Source organism: Niabella hirudinis (genome assembly GCF_051201075.1).
Taxonomy (GTDB): Bacteria; Bacteroidota; Bacteroidia; order Chitinophagales; family Chitinophagaceae; genus Niabella; species Niabella hirudinis.
Window position 1 is genome coordinate 91,504 of the sequence record NZ_JBPEHJ010000003.1, and the last position, 16,104, is coordinate 107,607.

15 protein-coding genes are annotated in these 16,104 nt (G+C 41.8%); 9 read left to right on the forward strand and 6 right to left on the reverse strand.

Annotated elements, in window-relative coordinates:
* The first annotated feature begins 3 nt into the window (after nucleotides 1-3).
* The 4 genes from GGU45_RS06945 to GGU45_RS06960 are packed head-to-tail and all read left to right on the forward strand — an operon-like array spanning nucleotide 4 to nucleotide 3,356.
* Nucleotides 4-1,287 carry a hypothetical protein gene (locus GGU45_RS06945; RefSeq protein WP_435223267.1) on the forward strand — a complete coding sequence of 428 codons (1,284 nt, stop codon included), beginning with the start codon at nucleotides 4-6 and terminating at the stop codon, nucleotides 1,285-1,287.
* Nucleotides 1,275-1,679: a hypothetical protein gene (locus GGU45_RS06950; protein WP_435223269.1), complete on the forward strand. Its 405-nt coding sequence runs from the start codon at nucleotides 1,275-1,277 to the stop codon at nucleotides 1,677-1,679. The genes GGU45_RS06945 and GGU45_RS06950 overlap by 13 nt, the downstream gene beginning before the upstream one ends.
* Entirely contained in the window at nucleotides 1,666-2,184 is a 519-nt protein-coding gene (locus GGU45_RS06955; protein ID WP_435223270.1) for a hypothetical protein, read from the forward strand. Before GGU45_RS06950 ends, GGU45_RS06955 begins: the two co-directional genes overlap by 14 nt.
* Nucleotides 2,185-2,186: 2 nt before the next feature.
* Nucleotides 2,187-3,356 carry a type II secretion system F family protein gene (locus tag GGU45_RS06960; protein ID WP_435223272.1) on the forward strand — a complete coding sequence of 390 codons (1,170 nt, stop codon included), beginning with the start codon at nucleotides 2,187-2,189 and terminating at the stop codon, nucleotides 3,354-3,356.
* A 325-nt stretch (nucleotides 3,357-3,681) separates the two neighbouring features.
* On the opposite strand, the gene GGU45_RS06965 is transcribed toward GGU45_RS06960, so the two are convergent.
* From GGU45_RS06965 to GGU45_RS06980, 4 genes are all read right to left on the reverse strand, one after another.
* A complete protein-coding gene (locus GGU45_RS06965; protein ID WP_435223273.1) occupies nucleotides 3,682-3,981 on the reverse strand; it encodes a hypothetical protein in 300 nt (99 codons plus the stop codon).
* Nucleotides 3,982-4,068: 87 nt separating this feature from the next.
* Nucleotides 4,069-4,311 carry a hypothetical protein gene (locus GGU45_RS06970; protein WP_435223275.1) on the reverse strand — a complete coding sequence of 81 codons (243 nt, stop codon included), beginning with the start codon at nucleotides 4,309-4,311 and terminating at the stop codon, nucleotides 4,069-4,071.
* A 446-nt stretch (nucleotides 4,312-4,757) separates the two neighbouring features.
* On the reverse strand, nucleotides 4,758-5,363 hold the full coding sequence (locus GGU45_RS06975) for a hypothetical protein (RefSeq protein WP_435223277.1): 606 nt from the start codon (nucleotides 5,361-5,363) through the stop codon (nucleotides 4,758-4,760).
* A 723-nt stretch (nucleotides 5,364-6,086) separates the two neighbouring features.
* Entirely contained in the window at nucleotides 6,087-6,584 is a 498-nt protein-coding gene (locus GGU45_RS06980) for a helix-turn-helix domain-containing protein (protein WP_435223279.1), read from the reverse strand.
* A gap of 510 nt (nucleotides 6,585-7,094) precedes the next feature.
* Between GGU45_RS06980 and GGU45_RS06985 the strand changes: the two genes are divergently transcribed.
* From GGU45_RS06985 to GGU45_RS06995, 3 genes are read left to right on the forward strand one after another with little or no spacing between them, the layout of a single operon-like run.
* A complete protein-coding gene (locus GGU45_RS06985; RefSeq protein ID WP_435223281.1) occupies nucleotides 7,095-8,372 on the forward strand; it encodes a TlpA family protein disulfide reductase in 1,278 nt (425 codons plus the stop codon).
* A gap of 4 nt (nucleotides 8,373-8,376) precedes the next feature.
* Entirely contained in the window at nucleotides 8,377-11,634 is a 3,258-nt protein-coding gene (locus GGU45_RS06990) for a SusC/RagA family TonB-linked outer membrane protein (RefSeq protein ID WP_435223283.1), read from the forward strand.
* A gap of 22 nt (nucleotides 11,635-11,656) precedes the next feature.
* Nucleotides 11,657-13,018: a RagB/SusD family nutrient uptake outer membrane protein gene (locus GGU45_RS06995; RefSeq protein WP_435223285.1), complete on the forward strand. Its 1,362-nt coding sequence runs from the start codon at nucleotides 11,657-11,659 to the stop codon at nucleotides 13,016-13,018.
* A gap of 94 nt (nucleotides 13,019-13,112) precedes the next feature.
* Here the strand turns inward: GGU45_RS06995 and GGU45_RS07000 are convergent, their stop codons facing one another.
* Nucleotides 13,113-13,493, reverse strand: coding sequence for a hypothetical protein (locus GGU45_RS07000; protein ID WP_435223287.1), 381 nt, complete (start codon nucleotides 13,491-13,493; stop codon nucleotides 13,113-13,115).
* A gap of 310 nt (nucleotides 13,494-13,803) precedes the next feature.
* Here GGU45_RS07000 and GGU45_RS07005 point away from each other — a divergent pair, with 310 nt between their 5' ends.
* Nucleotides 13,804-13,983: a hypothetical protein gene (locus GGU45_RS07005; protein WP_435223288.1), complete on the forward strand. Its 180-nt coding sequence runs from the start codon at nucleotides 13,804-13,806 to the stop codon at nucleotides 13,981-13,983.
* A 340-nt stretch (nucleotides 13,984-14,323) separates the two neighbouring features.
* Here GGU45_RS07005 and GGU45_RS07010 read toward each other — a convergent pair whose 3' ends face one another.
* Nucleotides 14,324-15,325 (reverse strand): helix-turn-helix transcriptional regulator, encoded by a 1,002-nt coding sequence (locus GGU45_RS07010; protein WP_435223289.1) that lies wholly within the window; start codon nucleotides 15,323-15,325, stop codon nucleotides 14,324-14,326.
* Nucleotides 15,326-15,468: 143 nt separating this feature from the next.
* Between GGU45_RS07010 and GGU45_RS07015 the strand changes: the two genes are divergently transcribed.
* Nucleotides 15,469-16,077 carry a GNAT family N-acetyltransferase gene (locus tag GGU45_RS07015; RefSeq protein ID WP_435223291.1) on the forward strand — a complete coding sequence of 203 codons (609 nt, stop codon included), beginning with the start codon at nucleotides 15,469-15,471 and terminating at the stop codon, nucleotides 16,075-16,077.
* Nucleotides 16,078-16,104 lie beyond the last annotated feature (27 nt).

The window sequence follows — 16,104 nt, forward strand, 5'->3', positions numbered from 1 at the left end:
CCTGTGCCGATCCGTGCTTTTTTTTACAAGAGGCTTCCGGCCGGTTCACTGATTGCTACATTGGTGCTGGCCCTCGTGATCTTTATTACCTGTGGTATGCTGCTGCTGGCCCTTTATCATTTTAAATATTTTGAAATAAAAGATCAGCTGGAACAGCGGCTGCATGATGACCTGCAATCGGGTATTGAACGGGTATTGGCTACGAAACGCATTACAGCAACGCCGGAACAGGATAGTAGCCTGCTGTTTGAGGATCAACCCGATTCATTGTATTACTGGAATGAACCCTGGGGCTGTTTCCGGGCATCCGGAATCAAGGTGACTTATAAAGGAAGGATCAAAACAACTTCCTTTTTGTACGGTGCAGAACATTTCCGTTACGAAGATGCCAGCCTCTATCTGACAGATCACGACCGGCCGTTGTCGTTAACCGGCGATACCTATATTGAAGGCAAGGCCTACCTACCTAAATCCGGCCTGCGGAGCGGCTTTTTCCAGCAGAAGGGCTTTTCCCGTAAAAATCTGATCGAGGGTACGATTGATAACAGCAGTAAACAATTGCCACCGTTGGTAACTGCGTTCAGGAAACAGCTGCGTGCGCTGGGTAACCGGATTACAGATACACTGCTGCCGCCCTCCGGCAATACCGCTGATTCCCTTGAACAATCTTTTTTAAATGCCCCCCGGCAACTTCTTTTACCCCGGAAAGGTGTACTGGCGCATCAGTACCTGAAGGGGAAACTGATCGTATTGTCTGATTCGGTGATTGAGATAGGCCCCGGAGCCTACCTGGAAGATGTGTTGCTGGTAGCACCCTTTATCCATTTTACCAGCGGCTTTAAAGGTGCCGTGCAGGCCATCGCTCTGGATAGTATTACCGTAGACAGCAGCTGTGTTTTTGAATATCCGTCAGCTCTGGTAGGCATCGGGCGCAGCAGTGCCATCGGTAATACCAGCGCCACGGTAACCTTGCACAATGGAGTTACCTTCCGTGGTATGATCCTGGGCCTCACCGAAAATGACCGCTCTAATATCAAACCCGTGGTGAAAATAAAACCGGGCGCCACGGTAAAGGGATTGGTGTATAATGAAGGGTATACCTACCTCAACGGGCGTATGGAAGGTGCATTGTTTACGCATTTTTTCTTTGAGCAGCGCGGACCGATGAGCATGGAAAATATCCTGATCGATGCGACCATTGTTCCTTCCCGATGGTTCCGGGATGCCGGTTATTTTTCTATTTTTAAAGACGCTACGCAGCAAACTCTTTTGAAATGGCTCTATTAGGCACACATAGCTATAAAACACCGATCAGGGCTTTTTCCCTGATCGAATCGATTGTGGCACTGGTGTTGGTGCTGCTGGTATTCTTTATCAGTATCCATTTTTTTGTATCGGTAAAGGAATCGGGATTCAGCATGCAACGCATGAGCGCTGCCAGCACACTGGAAGAGTATATACAGGCCTCCTTTCTGCACAAAGACTTCAGCGTTAAAAAAGAGGTTGTCAATAACTGGACCGTCAGCCGGGAAAGCAGTCCGGACGCCAAAGAAGCCGCCCTGTTGCAGGTGCGCTTTACCGTTTATAAAAGAGACAGCCTGGGTGCTCCGTTCTTAACCCGCACCTTCCTGGTCGGATCTCAAACCGCTTCTGAATCATTCCCCGATGCACAGCCTTAAAAAAATATATAGCCGGAGAATCCCGGCATTTACGCTTCCGGAGCTGGTAATCGGTTTGCTGCTGATGGCCATTCTTTTTGGAGTGATTGCAACGGTGTACATGATCCTTTCCCGGCAATCTGCGCACTATTTTGCCGGGAACCGCTTTTTCACCGATTATTATATTACCAAAAAGCTGTTGCAGCGCGATTTTGAAAAGGCCCGTACCGTAAAACTGGATCCGGAGCGTAACCAGATCATCCTGCAAACGAAAACCGGCAACGCGTTAAAGACCACGGTTTACCAGCTGGATACGGCCTTTATCGTGCGAACCGAACCGGGCCGGGCCGATACCCTCCGGCCGGGCGCGGGCATCGCTGCACAACGCAATGTGAACGACAGTACGCCCTTGCTTGCCACTTTAAAACTACGGCACCGCTATCGGGAGCAATATTTTTATACGTATCTTCAGAAACGCTATGCACGGGCAGATATCCTCAATGACTCGATCCAAACAGTACCATAAACATGCACCAACCCATCGATATACATACACTTAAAAAGCAGGGCAGCAAGGAGCAGCAAACAGCTGCCAATAAGGAAACCACTTCTTTCATGAAGCAGTTGGAGGGATTGCTCACCCGGGAGTTTTCCCTGTTTGGAAAACCGTTTTCCGATAAGATCAAGGAGTCTTTTTATTTGGAACTGGGCAGCCTGATGGACGCGGGCCTGGATATCCGCACCGCCCTGCAGCTGATCCGGGACGAGCAAACCAAGAAAGCGCCCAGGGCCATTCTCACTACCGTTCTTGAAAAAGTGGTGAATGGCAGCAGCCTTTCGGCAGCCATGCGTGAAAACAAAAATTTTACCCCTTATGAATATTTTACCGTGGAGATCGGAGAGGAGACGGGCAAACTGAACACGGTATTACAACAGCTGTCGGTTTATTATAAAGCCAAGATCAAACAGCGGCGGCAGATCATCGGGGCGCTTACGTACCCCCTCATTGTACTGTCTGTAGCATTTTGTTCCGTGTTCTTTATGATGAATTATGTAGTGCCCATGTTTGCCGACGTGTTCCAGCGTTTTGGCGGAAACCTGCCCTTTCTTACCCGGCAGGTATTAAATGCTTCCAATTTCATGCAAGCCGCTGCCGGCAAACTATTCCTGCTACTCCTAGCCGTTATCGTATTTATGAGTATTAACCGCAACAAGCCCTGGTATAAAAAATATAAAGATCTTTTATTGCAGCGAACGCCGGTAGTAAAAAATATTGTTTCCAAGATCTACCTGGCGCGGTTTGCTTCTACCATGCAGTTACTGTTAGGTGCCCGGGTACCGCTCGTACAGGCCCTAAGCCTGAGCAAACAGGTAATGGGCTTTTACCCGCTGGAACATGCACTTGACCAAATGGAGCAGGACATCCTGAAAGGGCTTCCGCTCCATGAAAGCATGAGCACCAAAAAGATCTTCCCCTCTAAAATGACGGCCCTGGTAAAAGTGGGAGAGGAGGTCAATGAACTTGAACTCTTTTTTAAAAATCTTTCCGACCGCTACAGCGAAGACCTGGATTATCAAACCACACAGCTGAGCAAATTTATTGAACCGGTGATCATTATTGTATTGGGGCTGGTCGTTGGCGTTGTGCTTATTGCCATGTACCTGCCTATGTTCAATATGGGGAATACTATACAATAGATCTATTTTCACTCTAAAAAATGGTTAAAATAGATTAAGATCATAGGCCCCGCCTGTTTATAACGCAGTATATTAATAAAACACAGATGGCCCATCAAAAGAACGAGCCTCTTTATAAGAGGTTATATAATTCTTTCAGCATAAATTAAACCCTCAGAAACTATCCCGCATTTTCGGTCACATCATTTATTTTCAGTTTTTTGGCTAAAGGCAGGAGAGCTCCATTTTTAAACTGTTCGCTTACAGCCAGGCTTTTAATGTCAAATAAAAAAGCCCTGCCCCGGAGAGAGCCGGGCGTTGCTAACCTATGAAAAACTCTTGACGTTTATTTCACATTATTATTAATTGCTTGCTGCTCCTCCTGCTTCTTTTTGCTAACGGGGCCGCTGTGCACCACAATCACCATTACATAAAGAAATATGCCGGCGAGTATCAATACCCAAGCCACTTTTCTTAACACATACTCAACGGATTCAATACCCGTCTTATGTTCATAACTCTTGAATGTTTGCACTCCCGCAAAATTGTTCCGGTTAAATCGGCGGCGGTTCATCCAGTAACGGAGTGCCGCGCCTACAATAAAAAGGACAACGGCAAACACTTTTATCGAAATCATAGAGGACATAAGGTTGGCATTTTCTCAAAGTTACAATTACCCGCAAAAAAACTCAATAAATTCATTTAAAGGATTTTCTCTTGAATATATACTTTGTTACAAAACATATATTCCGCGTATATTCTCCTCCCATCCGTCTTTCTCCATTTCTATACGCAAGCCTTCCGGCAGCTCAGCATACTCAACCTTCAGAGAATTGAAATGTTCGCTCATATCATCGCGTACTACTTCTCCGTCCTCAAAGAGGTATAAAAACCAATCATCTTCTTTATTCATCCAAAGGTAGGATGTGGGAGGTTTTTTGTATGTAACGATGAATTTATAAAATTGTTGGTTCATATGGTTTTCAATTTAGGATGAGAATTACTCACTTTCTATATTTCTCATTTGAGTGTTTCTTTTGGCTACTTACGTACTGATGAAACACCGGGAAAGAACGACAAAATATGCCGCTCTTAATGAATAGGTCTATAATGCAAGTATTCTAAAGTTAAGCTATTAAAATCAGAAGTCATATTTTTTCAAAGCAAGAATTATTATACCGGCGCCACAATATTTAAATTGTGTACACCGCCTTAATATTTTCTTGAAAGTCATCCAATTCCATTTCCCTTTTTAGACTATCGGGCAGGTTTGCATAACTTTTTTCACTTTGTTTAAAATTTTCATCCAGAACTGGTGAACACCTCTGCCATCGAAAAAAGCAAACGTAAAAAACCATTGACGGCCAGTTTTCATCTATAAATAAGATGACAACCCTTAAATATATAAATAGAAAATTACAATCATTTATTACCAAGAATCTTCTTTACAAAATTGCTATGGCTCTGAATTCGTCTTTGGCGTCTTTCCATGACTTTATTTAATTCAGATTTTAGGTCGGCTACCGGGTCCCAATTATTGTATATTTTCTTTTGAATACTATACTTCCTACAAAGTTCTTCCGACAATCTATAGGCCTCCAGGCCGAATTGACTATAGTGAAATTTGCGCTCGTTGAACCAATCTTCAAAGTCTGGTGGATCAGCAAAATTCCGTGTCCCTTTAATCAATCGATCAGCATATTCAACTTGGGATGGAAACGATAGAATTTGATACATTAATTCATGGTCTATACTCTTCCAATCAACATCGTCAGGAAAAACAGGCGCTCCTGGGGCTTTAACCTGCGGCTCTAAATATCCTTCTGATGAGCGTTGCCCAAAGGATAGGCCATCATCCTTTACGACCTCTGTACAATCTTCAAGGTACTTATCAAGAATGCATACAACGCGAATGGCAAGATATCTGGCGCTTTTCCTAGTAATTCGGTTGTCGGCCCAATAACTTTGGAACAATGAAATTGCGGACCCCATTAAAACCCCAATAAGTCCAAAAATCGCTTCCGTCATTTTAGTATGTCTATTTGATGCGAATTTAATTTATTATATTTTGTTGTAAGTTGGTTCTCAAAAACTATTTATGCCAAAGTATAAAACTGAAATTCTGCAATTGCTAAAAAAGACTAGGAGAAATATCAATATACCTGGGTTCGTTCTACGGCAAGTAGATTTAAAAAAAATTCCCGGTAGACCTTATAGATATTTGGGTAGCGTTCTAGGTGAGCACAGGTCGGAGAAATAATGCATTCAGCCGCTAATACTATGTTCCGCAATTCCTAAATTTTGTACACGGCCTTAATATTATCTTGAAAGTTATCCAATTCCATCTCCTTTTTAAGACCATCAGGAAGGTTTGCATATTTCGTCTCACTGTATTTAAACCTTTCCTTAAGCACAGGATGAACATCTCTGCCATCGAAAAAAACAAACATAAACCACTGGCTGTCACTTTTCATCCATAAATAAGACGACAACCCTTTGTCATTGTAGACGACTATAAATTTACGGCTTGGGCTCATAGAGGTTATTGGTTTTAGTTGTCCTGGTGTTGCTAATACAATATTACTTCAAATATCCCCTATAAATGTGCGGCGCTTGTAACGAATTTTAGTGACACAATTCCGCCGGATCAGGTGTCACCAATACTCCTTTTACCCTCATTAGTATAAATAGAACTCCTCCTTTTTAAGAATTCAATAATTCTTTTTTCCCTGCATTTATTTTGGAGAAAGCCTATGACTTTTTCGTCTTCTTGTAATAGTTGTATCGGCTATTACTCCTTTTAGAAACCTCTAATTTGCCGTTATTATTCAACCTACTTAGAATTACCGATATGTTTTTTGTAGATATCTTTAGGTTTGGAAACCTCTCTGCCAATTCTATTTGTACCTCCTTGGATGCCCTCCAGGTATTGAAAAAGCCACCGCCGCATAATTCCAAGATTCTGGTTGTAATTCTACTTTTCTCATGCCGAACGGCAGAAAGCTTAAACCTTGGCTTGATAACTACATCTACATTTAGAAGTTCTTTCGGATGAATTTTTAAGGCAAGTGCGATTTCGGCGATATGGCTAATGTCAGTATTTGTTCCATTCTCAATTGATATGATAACATTTCTATGAAATCCTGTCATCTCAGAAATATCCTCTATTTCCAATTTGGCGTGCTCCCGTTCCTTTTTAACTTTTGCACCAACTTTTTTTGTAAACTCTTTATTGTGATATCTGGCCACTAAGCAAAATGACCTATATATTTGGCTACAAATTATTACTTAAAAATATTTTTGTAGCCAAATGATTATATTACTATCTTTGGTAACAGAATATATAAATTTGCGATTCTTCATAAAGTAATTTGAAGCTTTCGCTTTGAGTCTTGCACAGAAACCTCGGAAATTTCGATGCCACAAGACAATAAGCAAGGGCTCACGTTAAAACCGTGGGCCTCCTTATTCGTGGCATGGTTCTCCGAGGGCCTCTGTGCGGTAAGTGAGGTTCCACGGTTTTGCTATAAATACACTTGCCGTATAAGAGACTCATCCAGCCCAAAACGGATGAGCAATAAAGCACCATACAACCATTTTTTTTCATATGCCATAGCGTATAAACTATTATATGCGTGTAAGCCACGCTTACCGGAGTAGCACGGCCGCCGGGCGGCGGGCCTGCTTTTCTCATGGGCAGCGCCCGCCCACCCCGGCATGGCAATAACCTAAACTCTTTACTCTTTATGCACATGCAATATGAAAAAAATAACGCTTGTGGGCGTACTGGTCATTTTATGCCTATACGTGCTGGGCCAGCAAAAAACAATAAAACCACTAACCATTGGAGATACCGTTCCGGATATCACGTTTACCAATCTTATCAACTACCCCTCCAAAACCGCCAAGCTATCTGATTTCCGTGGTAAGCTGGTGATACTGGATTTTTGGGCTACCTGGTGCGGCAGCTGTATAAAAGAGTTTCCCAAAATGCAGGACTTGCAGGCCCGGTTTAAGGACAGGCTGCAGGTAGTGTTGGTAAGTGCAGATACCAGTGAATCAGCCGATAAAGTAGTAGCCTTCCTGGACATGAGAAAGAAACTCACAAATTTTAAATTAACGCTTCCGTATGCAGTACAAAACCCTTTTTTGGTGGCCAGCTTCCCTTTTAAAGTTATTCCGCAATACGTATGGATCAACTCTACCGCAGAAGTTGTGGGTATTACATCTGCCGACGAGTTAACAAAGGAAAATATTGAGCGAGTGTTGGAGACACAGAAAGCCACTCTCAAAGAAAAAAATGATAAGCTTCTCTTTAACACGGACTTGCCTTTTTTAGTAAAGGACAATGGTACTAATGATAATGGCTTTATTTATCGCTCCGTATTCACTTCTTTCCAGCCAAATCTGGGAAGTACCATTGCAAATAAAACAGATGACAGGGGTGGTATAAGCCGCTATTCAGTTATCAATTACCGTTTAAAAACATTTTTACAGTTAGCTTACCCTGAAACATCCAGAATACCACATAACAGGTTAATTGTGGAAGGTAATGTCGCCCAGGGCCTGCTGGATCAAAAATATTGCTATGAACTAAACACTCCGCCCATTTCTGATTCACAAGTACGCGCTCTTTTAAGGGAGGACCTTTATCGGGCTTTCGGAACAAGACTTAAGATAGAAAAGCGGGCTTTTGATACCTATGAACTTAACACAAACAGCAATCTAAAAAAATCTATTTCAAAAGGAGAACCGGCCTACAAAAACATAGAGGACGAGGGTTCTGTCATCATCTTAAGAAACCAGCCAGTGAACAGATTAGAGGGCTTTTTAAGCGGGGTACTTAAAAAGCCTGTAATTATTACTTCAGCTACTGCCTTACTCAATATAGACGTATCGTTTCCCGCAGGTTTTACTAACTGGCCCTTTCAGCAACAGCTAAAATTCCTTTCAGCAATCGGTTTTGATTTAAAGGAAAGACAGCAAGGCTTAGACGCTGTCATTGTTTACCAACCCATTGTTAACCCCAAAAAATAAAACCATGAAAAAGACTATTGCAATAATAATCCTCATTGTACTGCTTGGGCTTTCAAATGAATCTAAAGCTTTTCAAACTGATTCCTCCGCTTTTATATCAATAACCGGAATAGTGAGAGATGTTGATCAGCTGCCTGCTTCGGGGCTTATGGTAACAGTTAAAGGTACAGTTAATAGTGCTGTTACAAAAAAGGATGGCAGCTTTTTGTTGAATAACGTTTCCCGGTCGGCTACGCTTATTATTTCCGGGCTTCAGATTGATACGTTGGAGCTGCCTGTAAAAGCTGATATGGGCGTATTAATGGTTTCGCCACGATATACTTCCGCAGAAACCGTTAATGTTGTTGCCAATACCGGTTATCAATACGCACGGCCCAATGAAATAAACGGCTCCGTATCTGTGGTGGATAATAAAAAACTGCACCAGCAGGTTGGTACCAATGTGCTTAAACGGCTGGACGGGCAGGTGCCGGGCCTGTATTTTAACATAGGGAAATCGGCCGGTAATAACCCACAGAGTGATAAGGGAATATTGATCCGCGGACTGTCAAGCATAAACGGGCCATTGGATCCAATAATTGTACTGGATAACTTTATTTACGAGGGCAGTATTGATAACATTAACCCTAATGATATTGAGAGTATAACGGTTTTAAAAGATGCAGCAGCAACTTCCATTTATGGTGCACGTGGTGGAAATGGTGTAATTGTACTAACAACAAAAAAAGGAGGGCTAAACCAACGCCTTAAAATTGATGCTTCAGCTTCCGTAATCGTTCAGCAGAAGCCAGACCTATACCGTATACCTCAAATGAATGCCGCGGATTATATTGATGTTGAACAATTTTTATTTAACAAAGGATATTTTGACGGAGATATCACCAATCAACGCTATTTGCCGTTAACACCTGCCGTGGAGATTTTTCAGCAGCACCGTTTAGGTAATATTTCTGCACAGGATTCTGCAACACAGATTAACCAGCTAAAACAAATTGATAACAGGAAAAACCTGGAACGCTATTATTACCAAAAGGCAATAACACAACAATATGCATTAACCCTTACCGGGGGCAGTAATAACTTAGCGTGGGTGATTTCTGCGGGGCACGACCGAAGTGAAACGGCCCGGGCGGCCAGAACAGAAAGGTCTGCAATACGTGCTGAGAACCAATACAGGCTACTTAAAAATCTTGATTTTACTATTGGGATTAACTATAACGTTAACCAAACCACAGGCGGCAGGCCGGATTATACTACTGTAACAACGGGCAGCCGTTCAAATATCCCTTATCAAAACCTTGTTAACGACCAGGGGGCGGCTATGCCGATAGCAACAAATTACCGGCAGCAATATATAGATTCGGTAGGTAGGGGAGCTTTGCTGGACGGAAACTTTTACCCATACAAGGATTATTTGTCTGACAGGATTACGGAAAGGAACCAGGATCTTGTTGCCAAGGCGGGGTTGCGCTGGAAGCCGATAAAAGAGTTGACGGCATCCGTAAATTATCAGTTGGAAAAACAAACTTATACCAAAACGAGAAATGCAGATGTAAGCAGCTTTTATACGCGTACTCTTATTAATAGGTTCACAAGTATAGCAGATGATGGATCTATTACTTATACCCTACCAAAAGGCGATATTTATAATGAAGGTGCAGGCACTTTAACGGCTGAAAACTTAAGAGCGCAATTAGATTTTAGCAAAGGATGGGGGATACATAACGTTGCTGCCTTGGCCGGGTTGGAAGCCAGGGAAATGGAAGCAACCGGAAGCAACTATACTTTATACGGTTATCAAAAAGATCCGCTACAGTATTCCAGTATGAATTATGATATGGTTTATCCTGATGTAATTACCGGTTTTTATATGGGAATACCCGGCAACCCGGTACAAAACGCTGTAATCATCAACCGGTTTCTGTCGGCTTATGCCAATGCCTCTTATCAGTTTAAAGGCCGCTATCTTATAACAGGTAGTTTCCGGAAAGATGGTTCTAATATTTTTGGCCTTAAAACAAATGATAAGTGGAAGCCGCTTTGGTCGGCTGGTATTGGGTGGGTTCTTTCAAAAGAGGGTTTTATTACTTCTACTGCAATCAATTATCTAAAATTGCGGCTGACCTTTGGCTATAGCGGCAATGTGGATCTAAGTCGGTCTCCGCTTCCAATTGCTAATTCGGCAATCAATTACACCACGCAATTACCTTACCTAAGAATATCCACGATAAATAATCCTTCGCTTAAGTGGGAGCAAAGCGGTCAGTTAAATATGGGAGTTGATTTTTCTATGTTAAAAGACCGGCTATCCGGTACGTTGGAGTATTATTTAAAAAAAGGTAGCGACCTTTACGGATTAACAGCCTATGACTATACAACCTGGGGATTTGTAAGCCAAATAGTGACCAATACCGCCAATATGAAGGGCAAGGGTATTGACTTTTCGATTAACAGCAAGAATATTATTGGCGATTTTAACTGGAGTACGGGCTTCTTGTTCAGTTATAATAATTCAATTACTACAAAATATAACGCTACTAAAGCCCAGCAAATAACGACCTTACTGGGAGGCAACTCAAATTACATAAGACCCGTAGTGGGCAAGCCCCTTTACGCAGCAGTTGCCTATAAGTGGGCTGGCCTTGATAATAATGGTAACCCCCAAGGTTTTCTAAACGGGCAAAAAAGCACCGACTATACCGCGATGCAAAAAGCGGCCCAGGATAAAGGGCTGGAAAGCGGAGTTATAAAATATCTGGGGCCTAGGAACCCCACAATCTTTGGGGCATTAACAAATACATTTTCTTATAAACGCCTGTCATTAAATGCCGCTGTTACTTATAAAATGGGCTATTATTTTGCCCGGCCTGCTTTGTCCTATTCCAATTTATTTTCAGGCGGGATAGGCAACAAAGATTATGCAAACAGGTGGCAACATCCAGGAGATGAATTGAAAACTAATATCCCAGCCTTAGTTTACACAGATGATCCTCAATTTAACTACAGGGATAATTTTTATTCCTTTTCAGAGAACAATTATTTGAAAGGCGACCATATCCGGCTTCAGTATGTCAATTTGGAATATGATTTTTTGATAAAAAGAAGAAAAGGAAATAATACACCTATACAAATCCAGGCATACATAAACTGCGCCAATCTTGGGATTATCTGGAGGTCGAATGAGGAGAAGCTGGATCCCGATTATCCGGGAACTCCGGGTTTACAAAAGACCTATGCCGCCGGAGTACGATTGAAATTTTAACACCCATAAAATCTTAAAATTCATGAAAGCATTTTTTATTTATACGATAGTAGTGACAATAGTTTTACTGCCTTCCTGTAAAAAGTTTCTTGATAAGAAAAACGACTCCTCCGTTTTGGTTCCTTCATCTCTGGACGACCTGCAAGGCCTACTGGACGATGCGGACTATATGAATTTAGAACAAACCCCTTCTTATGGAGAGTCTTATGCAACGGACTATTTTTTGTTGCCAAAATCTTATGACGGACTACGCACTGACTGGAAAAAAGTATACCAGTGGAACCCGGATGATAGTTATGCGCCTGACGATTGGCAGTATGCGTATTTTCCAATATATAATGCTAATTATTGTTTGGATGAAATTGGGAAAATATCGGTTTCTGAGGCAAATAAGATGGCGTGGAATAATGTATATGGCAGCGCTTATTTTTTTAAGGCATATTATTATCTGAATCTTCTTTGGATTTATGCAAAAGGATACGATAAAAATCAATCCGGCACTGATCCGGGAATTGTATTGCGAGCATCTTCGGACTTTAATGTACGGTCAGTTCGTTCAACAGTTGAAGAATGTTATCAGAAAGTAATCAATGACGCAATGAAAGCTGCGGCATTTTTACCCGATAGAGCTATACATCCTTACAGGCCATCAAAATGTGCCGCCTATGGACTCTTGGCCAGGACGTACCTTTCAATGAATATGTATGATAGCGTATTGAAATATTCAGATCTTGCACTTTCTATTACAGACACATTAGTTGATTATAATAGCGTTGATGTAAAAGCTGCGAGTTCCGTACCGTTTAAACCGTTCAACCCGGAGATTGTTTTTTTTACAACAATGAATATTCTGATCAGATGTCATGCTACGAATATTGCTTCTATCGACACTGTTTTATACTCCAGCTACTCAGAAAATGATTTAAGAAAAACTATCTTTTTTAAGGCCTCACAGGGATATCGCGCATATAAAGGAAGCTATGCTGCAAGCCCTAGTTTGTTTTTTACGGGCATTGCTACTGATGAGTTAGTACTAATGAAAGCAGAGAGCCTTGCCCGGCTGGGGAAGATCAACGAAAGCATGGAGGCTTTAAATGGCCTGTTAGTTAGTAGGTGGAATAAGACTTCAGTCTTTATTCCATTGTCTGCAAGTGCATCCGATGAGGCACTCACGATAATTCTGGCGGAACGACGTAAGGAGCTTTTAATGAGAGGTCTTAGATGGCCGGATATAAAGCGATTGAATACACTTCATGCTAATACAACATTGAAAAGAATCATAAGCGGCACAGAACACGACCTTCCTGCCAATGATAATAGGATGGCTATCCCGTTACCCAAGGATATTATAGATCAAACGGGGGTGCCCCAAAATCCTCAATGATAAAATAAGCTTTGAACGTATGGGTCTCGTTATTGTAAAAAAGCAAACACGAGCCATCTTGACATGGCTCGTGTTTCTGCTATTTTTCCTGACCTCAATCTTTGTTCTGTATACTGGAAAGATTGGTACCACCGGATACATAGTAATTGTCTGCCTCTGACCCTTCAGCTGCTGTGATGGTTACATCTGATTTCAACTTCCCATTGGTATCAATATGAGAAGGTTCTACCTGAAGTGTGCAGGCTTTATCACTACCTGTTGGACAAGACGCCGTTCCTTGGCTCCAATTGTTTCTATCTACTACAGCGTCGTGGCTGAAATCACCAGGAGAGGGCGGCGTATAATTAAAAGTCACGGGAACAAGTTTTGTGGCCTCAGCCTTTTTTCCAGGAGCGGAAAATGCAACACTGGTTATAGCAATACCTAATGCGGCAATTGCAACCAGTTTTGTTTTTAGCAAATTGGTAATTTGCATGTGATGGTCTTTTTTTAGTTCAAAAAAAGATTACCAATAAAAAACTTTAAATTTGAAAATGTAAAGATGTATTAACCCATTAGTCTTTTGGCCGACCAGCCCTTAGCGCTTGCCATCACCGATGGAAGGCGCTTTGTTTTTTTTAAAGAGTTACATCCATAGGCAATCCGTTTTAAGATTAAAAATTTTACCCTCCCGTTTATCTTATCATAAGTAATGATGCCTGTTTTTCTTTGTGAGCCTGGTTGGTAAAATATCTTTTGCTGGCCAGATACCACCAGCGCCATCGGGTCAGGTGATAACCACTACAATGAGAGCAATAATAGACCCTCCGGGGACGCGGCTTCAAACATCGATGCTTTATCCGTTTTCCCTGCCCATCTTTTCTTTTGACTATATTCCGGATGGTTACCAGAGCGATGGCGGCATCCTCCTGGCTAGAGAATATAACTTTCCCAGTATGATAGCAGATTGCTTTCATCTTTTTTGAATCATTGATGTGGAAACAATTTTTCTTTTTGTGTCAGATGCTCCGGCTTTCTGTCACCCCGGCTGTGCAACAGATTACTCTTCGTTTTTGGTGAAATGTCCTATTTAAAGAATGTAGGTAGAGGTAAATAAACAGGTCTGGTTAAAATTTCCGTTACATTCTTGTAATACGAATATACGATGCCAAATAAGGGAGATGTTTGTCAATTCGTATCAAATCTAAATTTTCTAAAACTTTTATTTTTTGCCACGTTTTTTCTCTTTGCAGCTGTTTTCGGGTCCTATTAATCATTTAGTTGGCCAAAATTTACGGGGTGTATTAGATAAATGGGCCTTATTTGTCAATTCGTATTATTTTTTGGATTCCGTAGCTCACCGGGAGAATGGCCAAAGCGGCTTTTAAATGCCTTTGAGAAGGAGGGTAGATCAGGAAACACTAGGTCCAGGGCAATATCACAGAGCGAAACGTTGTCGTTCAAAAGCAGATCCCGTGCTATATTTAACCGGTTGTTCATCCAGAATCGGTAAGGAGCTTCCAGTACAACTTCTTTAAAAATTGTCTTGAACCTGGGCAGGCTCATATGCGCTTCCCGCGCGAGATCTTCCAGCCTCGGGATGCTGGAAAAATCGGTTAGAAGCCGGTTGCGTATGGCGTAAATCGCGCTAATTTGTTCAAGGGTTATCTTTCTTTTCTTGAGATTGAGTTCATATTTACAGCTCAGCGCATAACTGAGCAGTGTTTTTACATCCAGTTCCAGCAGGAGATCGTTGTCCGACCCGGTTTTTAATGAGTGTAGTATTCTATCAGCCAGGAGCAGCATGAAACTGGTGGCAAAAAGCGGTGCTGAAAATAGCTGTACGGCTGTCCCGGCTTCTGCCTTATCCAGGAACGGATTGATAAGATCCGGAAAGGTTCTTGAAAACTCTTTTAAGTAATCTAAGCCGAAATGAATATCCAGTGTAGTGGTTAGTTGCCCTGCCTCAAAACAGGCTTGGCTTTCCATGTAGGGCAGGTAAAAAATATTGAACTGGCTGTTTTTAATGATCTGGTGACTAAATGGGGCTGCCTTATAGGATGTATTGCCATCCACATGCAATGAAAATTCCAGTAATTTTACATCACCACGCGCCTCAAAAGACCTGCGCAACCTGTTATCATAACGACTGCTCCAGATTCCAAAGTGTTGTTTTTGAACAGATTGAAGAAGCATATTTCCCCAGCCACCGTAAGCGGTCAGAGGCTGGCTACCGGGGAGATATAATCCCGAAGCGTGTTTGTGATACCTGTCTGTCCATGTCATAGAATCTCCCTGGAGACAGATGATTTCAAAGGGTTGATTCATACGAGCAATCAAAAAACAATACGAATTGACAAATAAAATAGCTGAATTGACAACGATAAGGACATATACCGGATGTAGCTTGCAATCAATTCAGAGGGTCTTAACGATTATAAATCTACTGATTTTTTAAAAAATGAAATTTTATGCCCTATTCACTATTTAAAGAACCACATCACTTTCTGTTTCGTAAGCGATTTGCAAGATCGTATCTGTATATACGCAGGCTTCGGTTGGAAACGGATCTTTCCACTATCCACCGGTGGGTTAACCTACCTTATGCACACCGCTATTGGCAAATGCAAGGAAGTTTACATGATTTAACGCGCTATCTTATAAACCAAACGGCGGAATGTGTGACCAGCTCTTTCATTGTCTGTCATGGCAAATATCCAATTGCTTTATTTGAGACCTACCATGTTATGCAGACAGAACTGGCAGCAAAGTATGCATCAGAAAAAGAAGACTATGGAATTCACTTGTTGATGGCCCCATACGTTGAGCTTCGTTCCTTAAAAGATAAGGTGGACAAAATATCAGAAAAGGTGCTTGTAACCATCCTGGAAATGCTTTTTTCCAATCAATCCGTAAAAAGAGTGATTGCTGAGCCGGATATTAATAATATTCATGCTCACCGGCTGGCAGAAAAAGCAGGGTTTGAGTTTCAAAGCGTGATTGAATTAAAAGATAAGACGGCGAAGTTGTATAAAATAACAAAAGACCAGTTTCTCAAACCTACTACAACTAACAGCTAACCAACCAACTTCTCTAAACTTTAAATG

Coding starts and splice junctions, on each gene's coding strand:
- GGU45_RS06970 (WP_435223275.1), bottom strand. CDS start 4,311: ATGAACCAACAATTTTATAAATTCATCGTTACATACAAAAAACCTCCC.
- GGU45_RS06975 (WP_435223277.1), bottom strand. CDS start 5,363: ATGACGGAAGCGATTTTTGGACTTATTGGGGTTTTAATGGGGTCCGCA.
- GGU45_RS06985 (WP_435223281.1), top strand. CDS start 7,095: ATGAAAAAAATAACGCTTGTGGGCGTACTGGTCATTTTATGCCTATAC.
- GGU45_RS07010 (WP_435223289.1), bottom strand. CDS start 15,325: ATGAATCAACCCTTTGAAATCATCTGTCTCCAGGGAGATTCTATGACA.
- GGU45_RS06990 (WP_435223283.1), top strand. CDS start 8,377: ATGAAAAAGACTATTGCAATAATAATCCTCATTGTACTGCTTGGGCTT.
- GGU45_RS06965 (WP_435223273.1), bottom strand. CDS start 3,981: ATGTCCTCTATGATTTCGATAAAAGTGTTTGCCGTTGTCCTTTTTATT.
- GGU45_RS06950 (WP_435223269.1), top strand. CDS start 1,275: ATGGCTCTATTAGGCACACATAGCTATAAAACACCGATCAGGGCTTTT.
- GGU45_RS06960 (WP_435223272.1), top strand. CDS start 2,187: ATGCACCAACCCATCGATATACATACACTTAAAAAGCAGGGCAGCAAG.
- GGU45_RS07000 (WP_435223287.1), bottom strand. CDS start 13,493: ATGCAAATTACCAATTTGCTAAAAACAAAACTGGTTGCAATTGCCGCA.
- GGU45_RS07015 (WP_435223291.1), top strand. CDS start 15,469: ATGCCCTATTCACTATTTAAAGAACCACATCACTTTCTGTTTCGTAAG.
- GGU45_RS06995 (WP_435223285.1), top strand. CDS start 11,657: ATGAAAGCATTTTTTATTTATACGATAGTAGTGACAATAGTTTTACTG.
- GGU45_RS06955 (WP_435223270.1), top strand. CDS start 1,666: ATGCACAGCCTTAAAAAAATATATAGCCGGAGAATCCCGGCATTTACG.
- GGU45_RS07005 (WP_435223288.1), top strand. CDS start 13,804: ATGAGAGCAATAATAGACCCTCCGGGGACGCGGCTTCAAACATCGATG.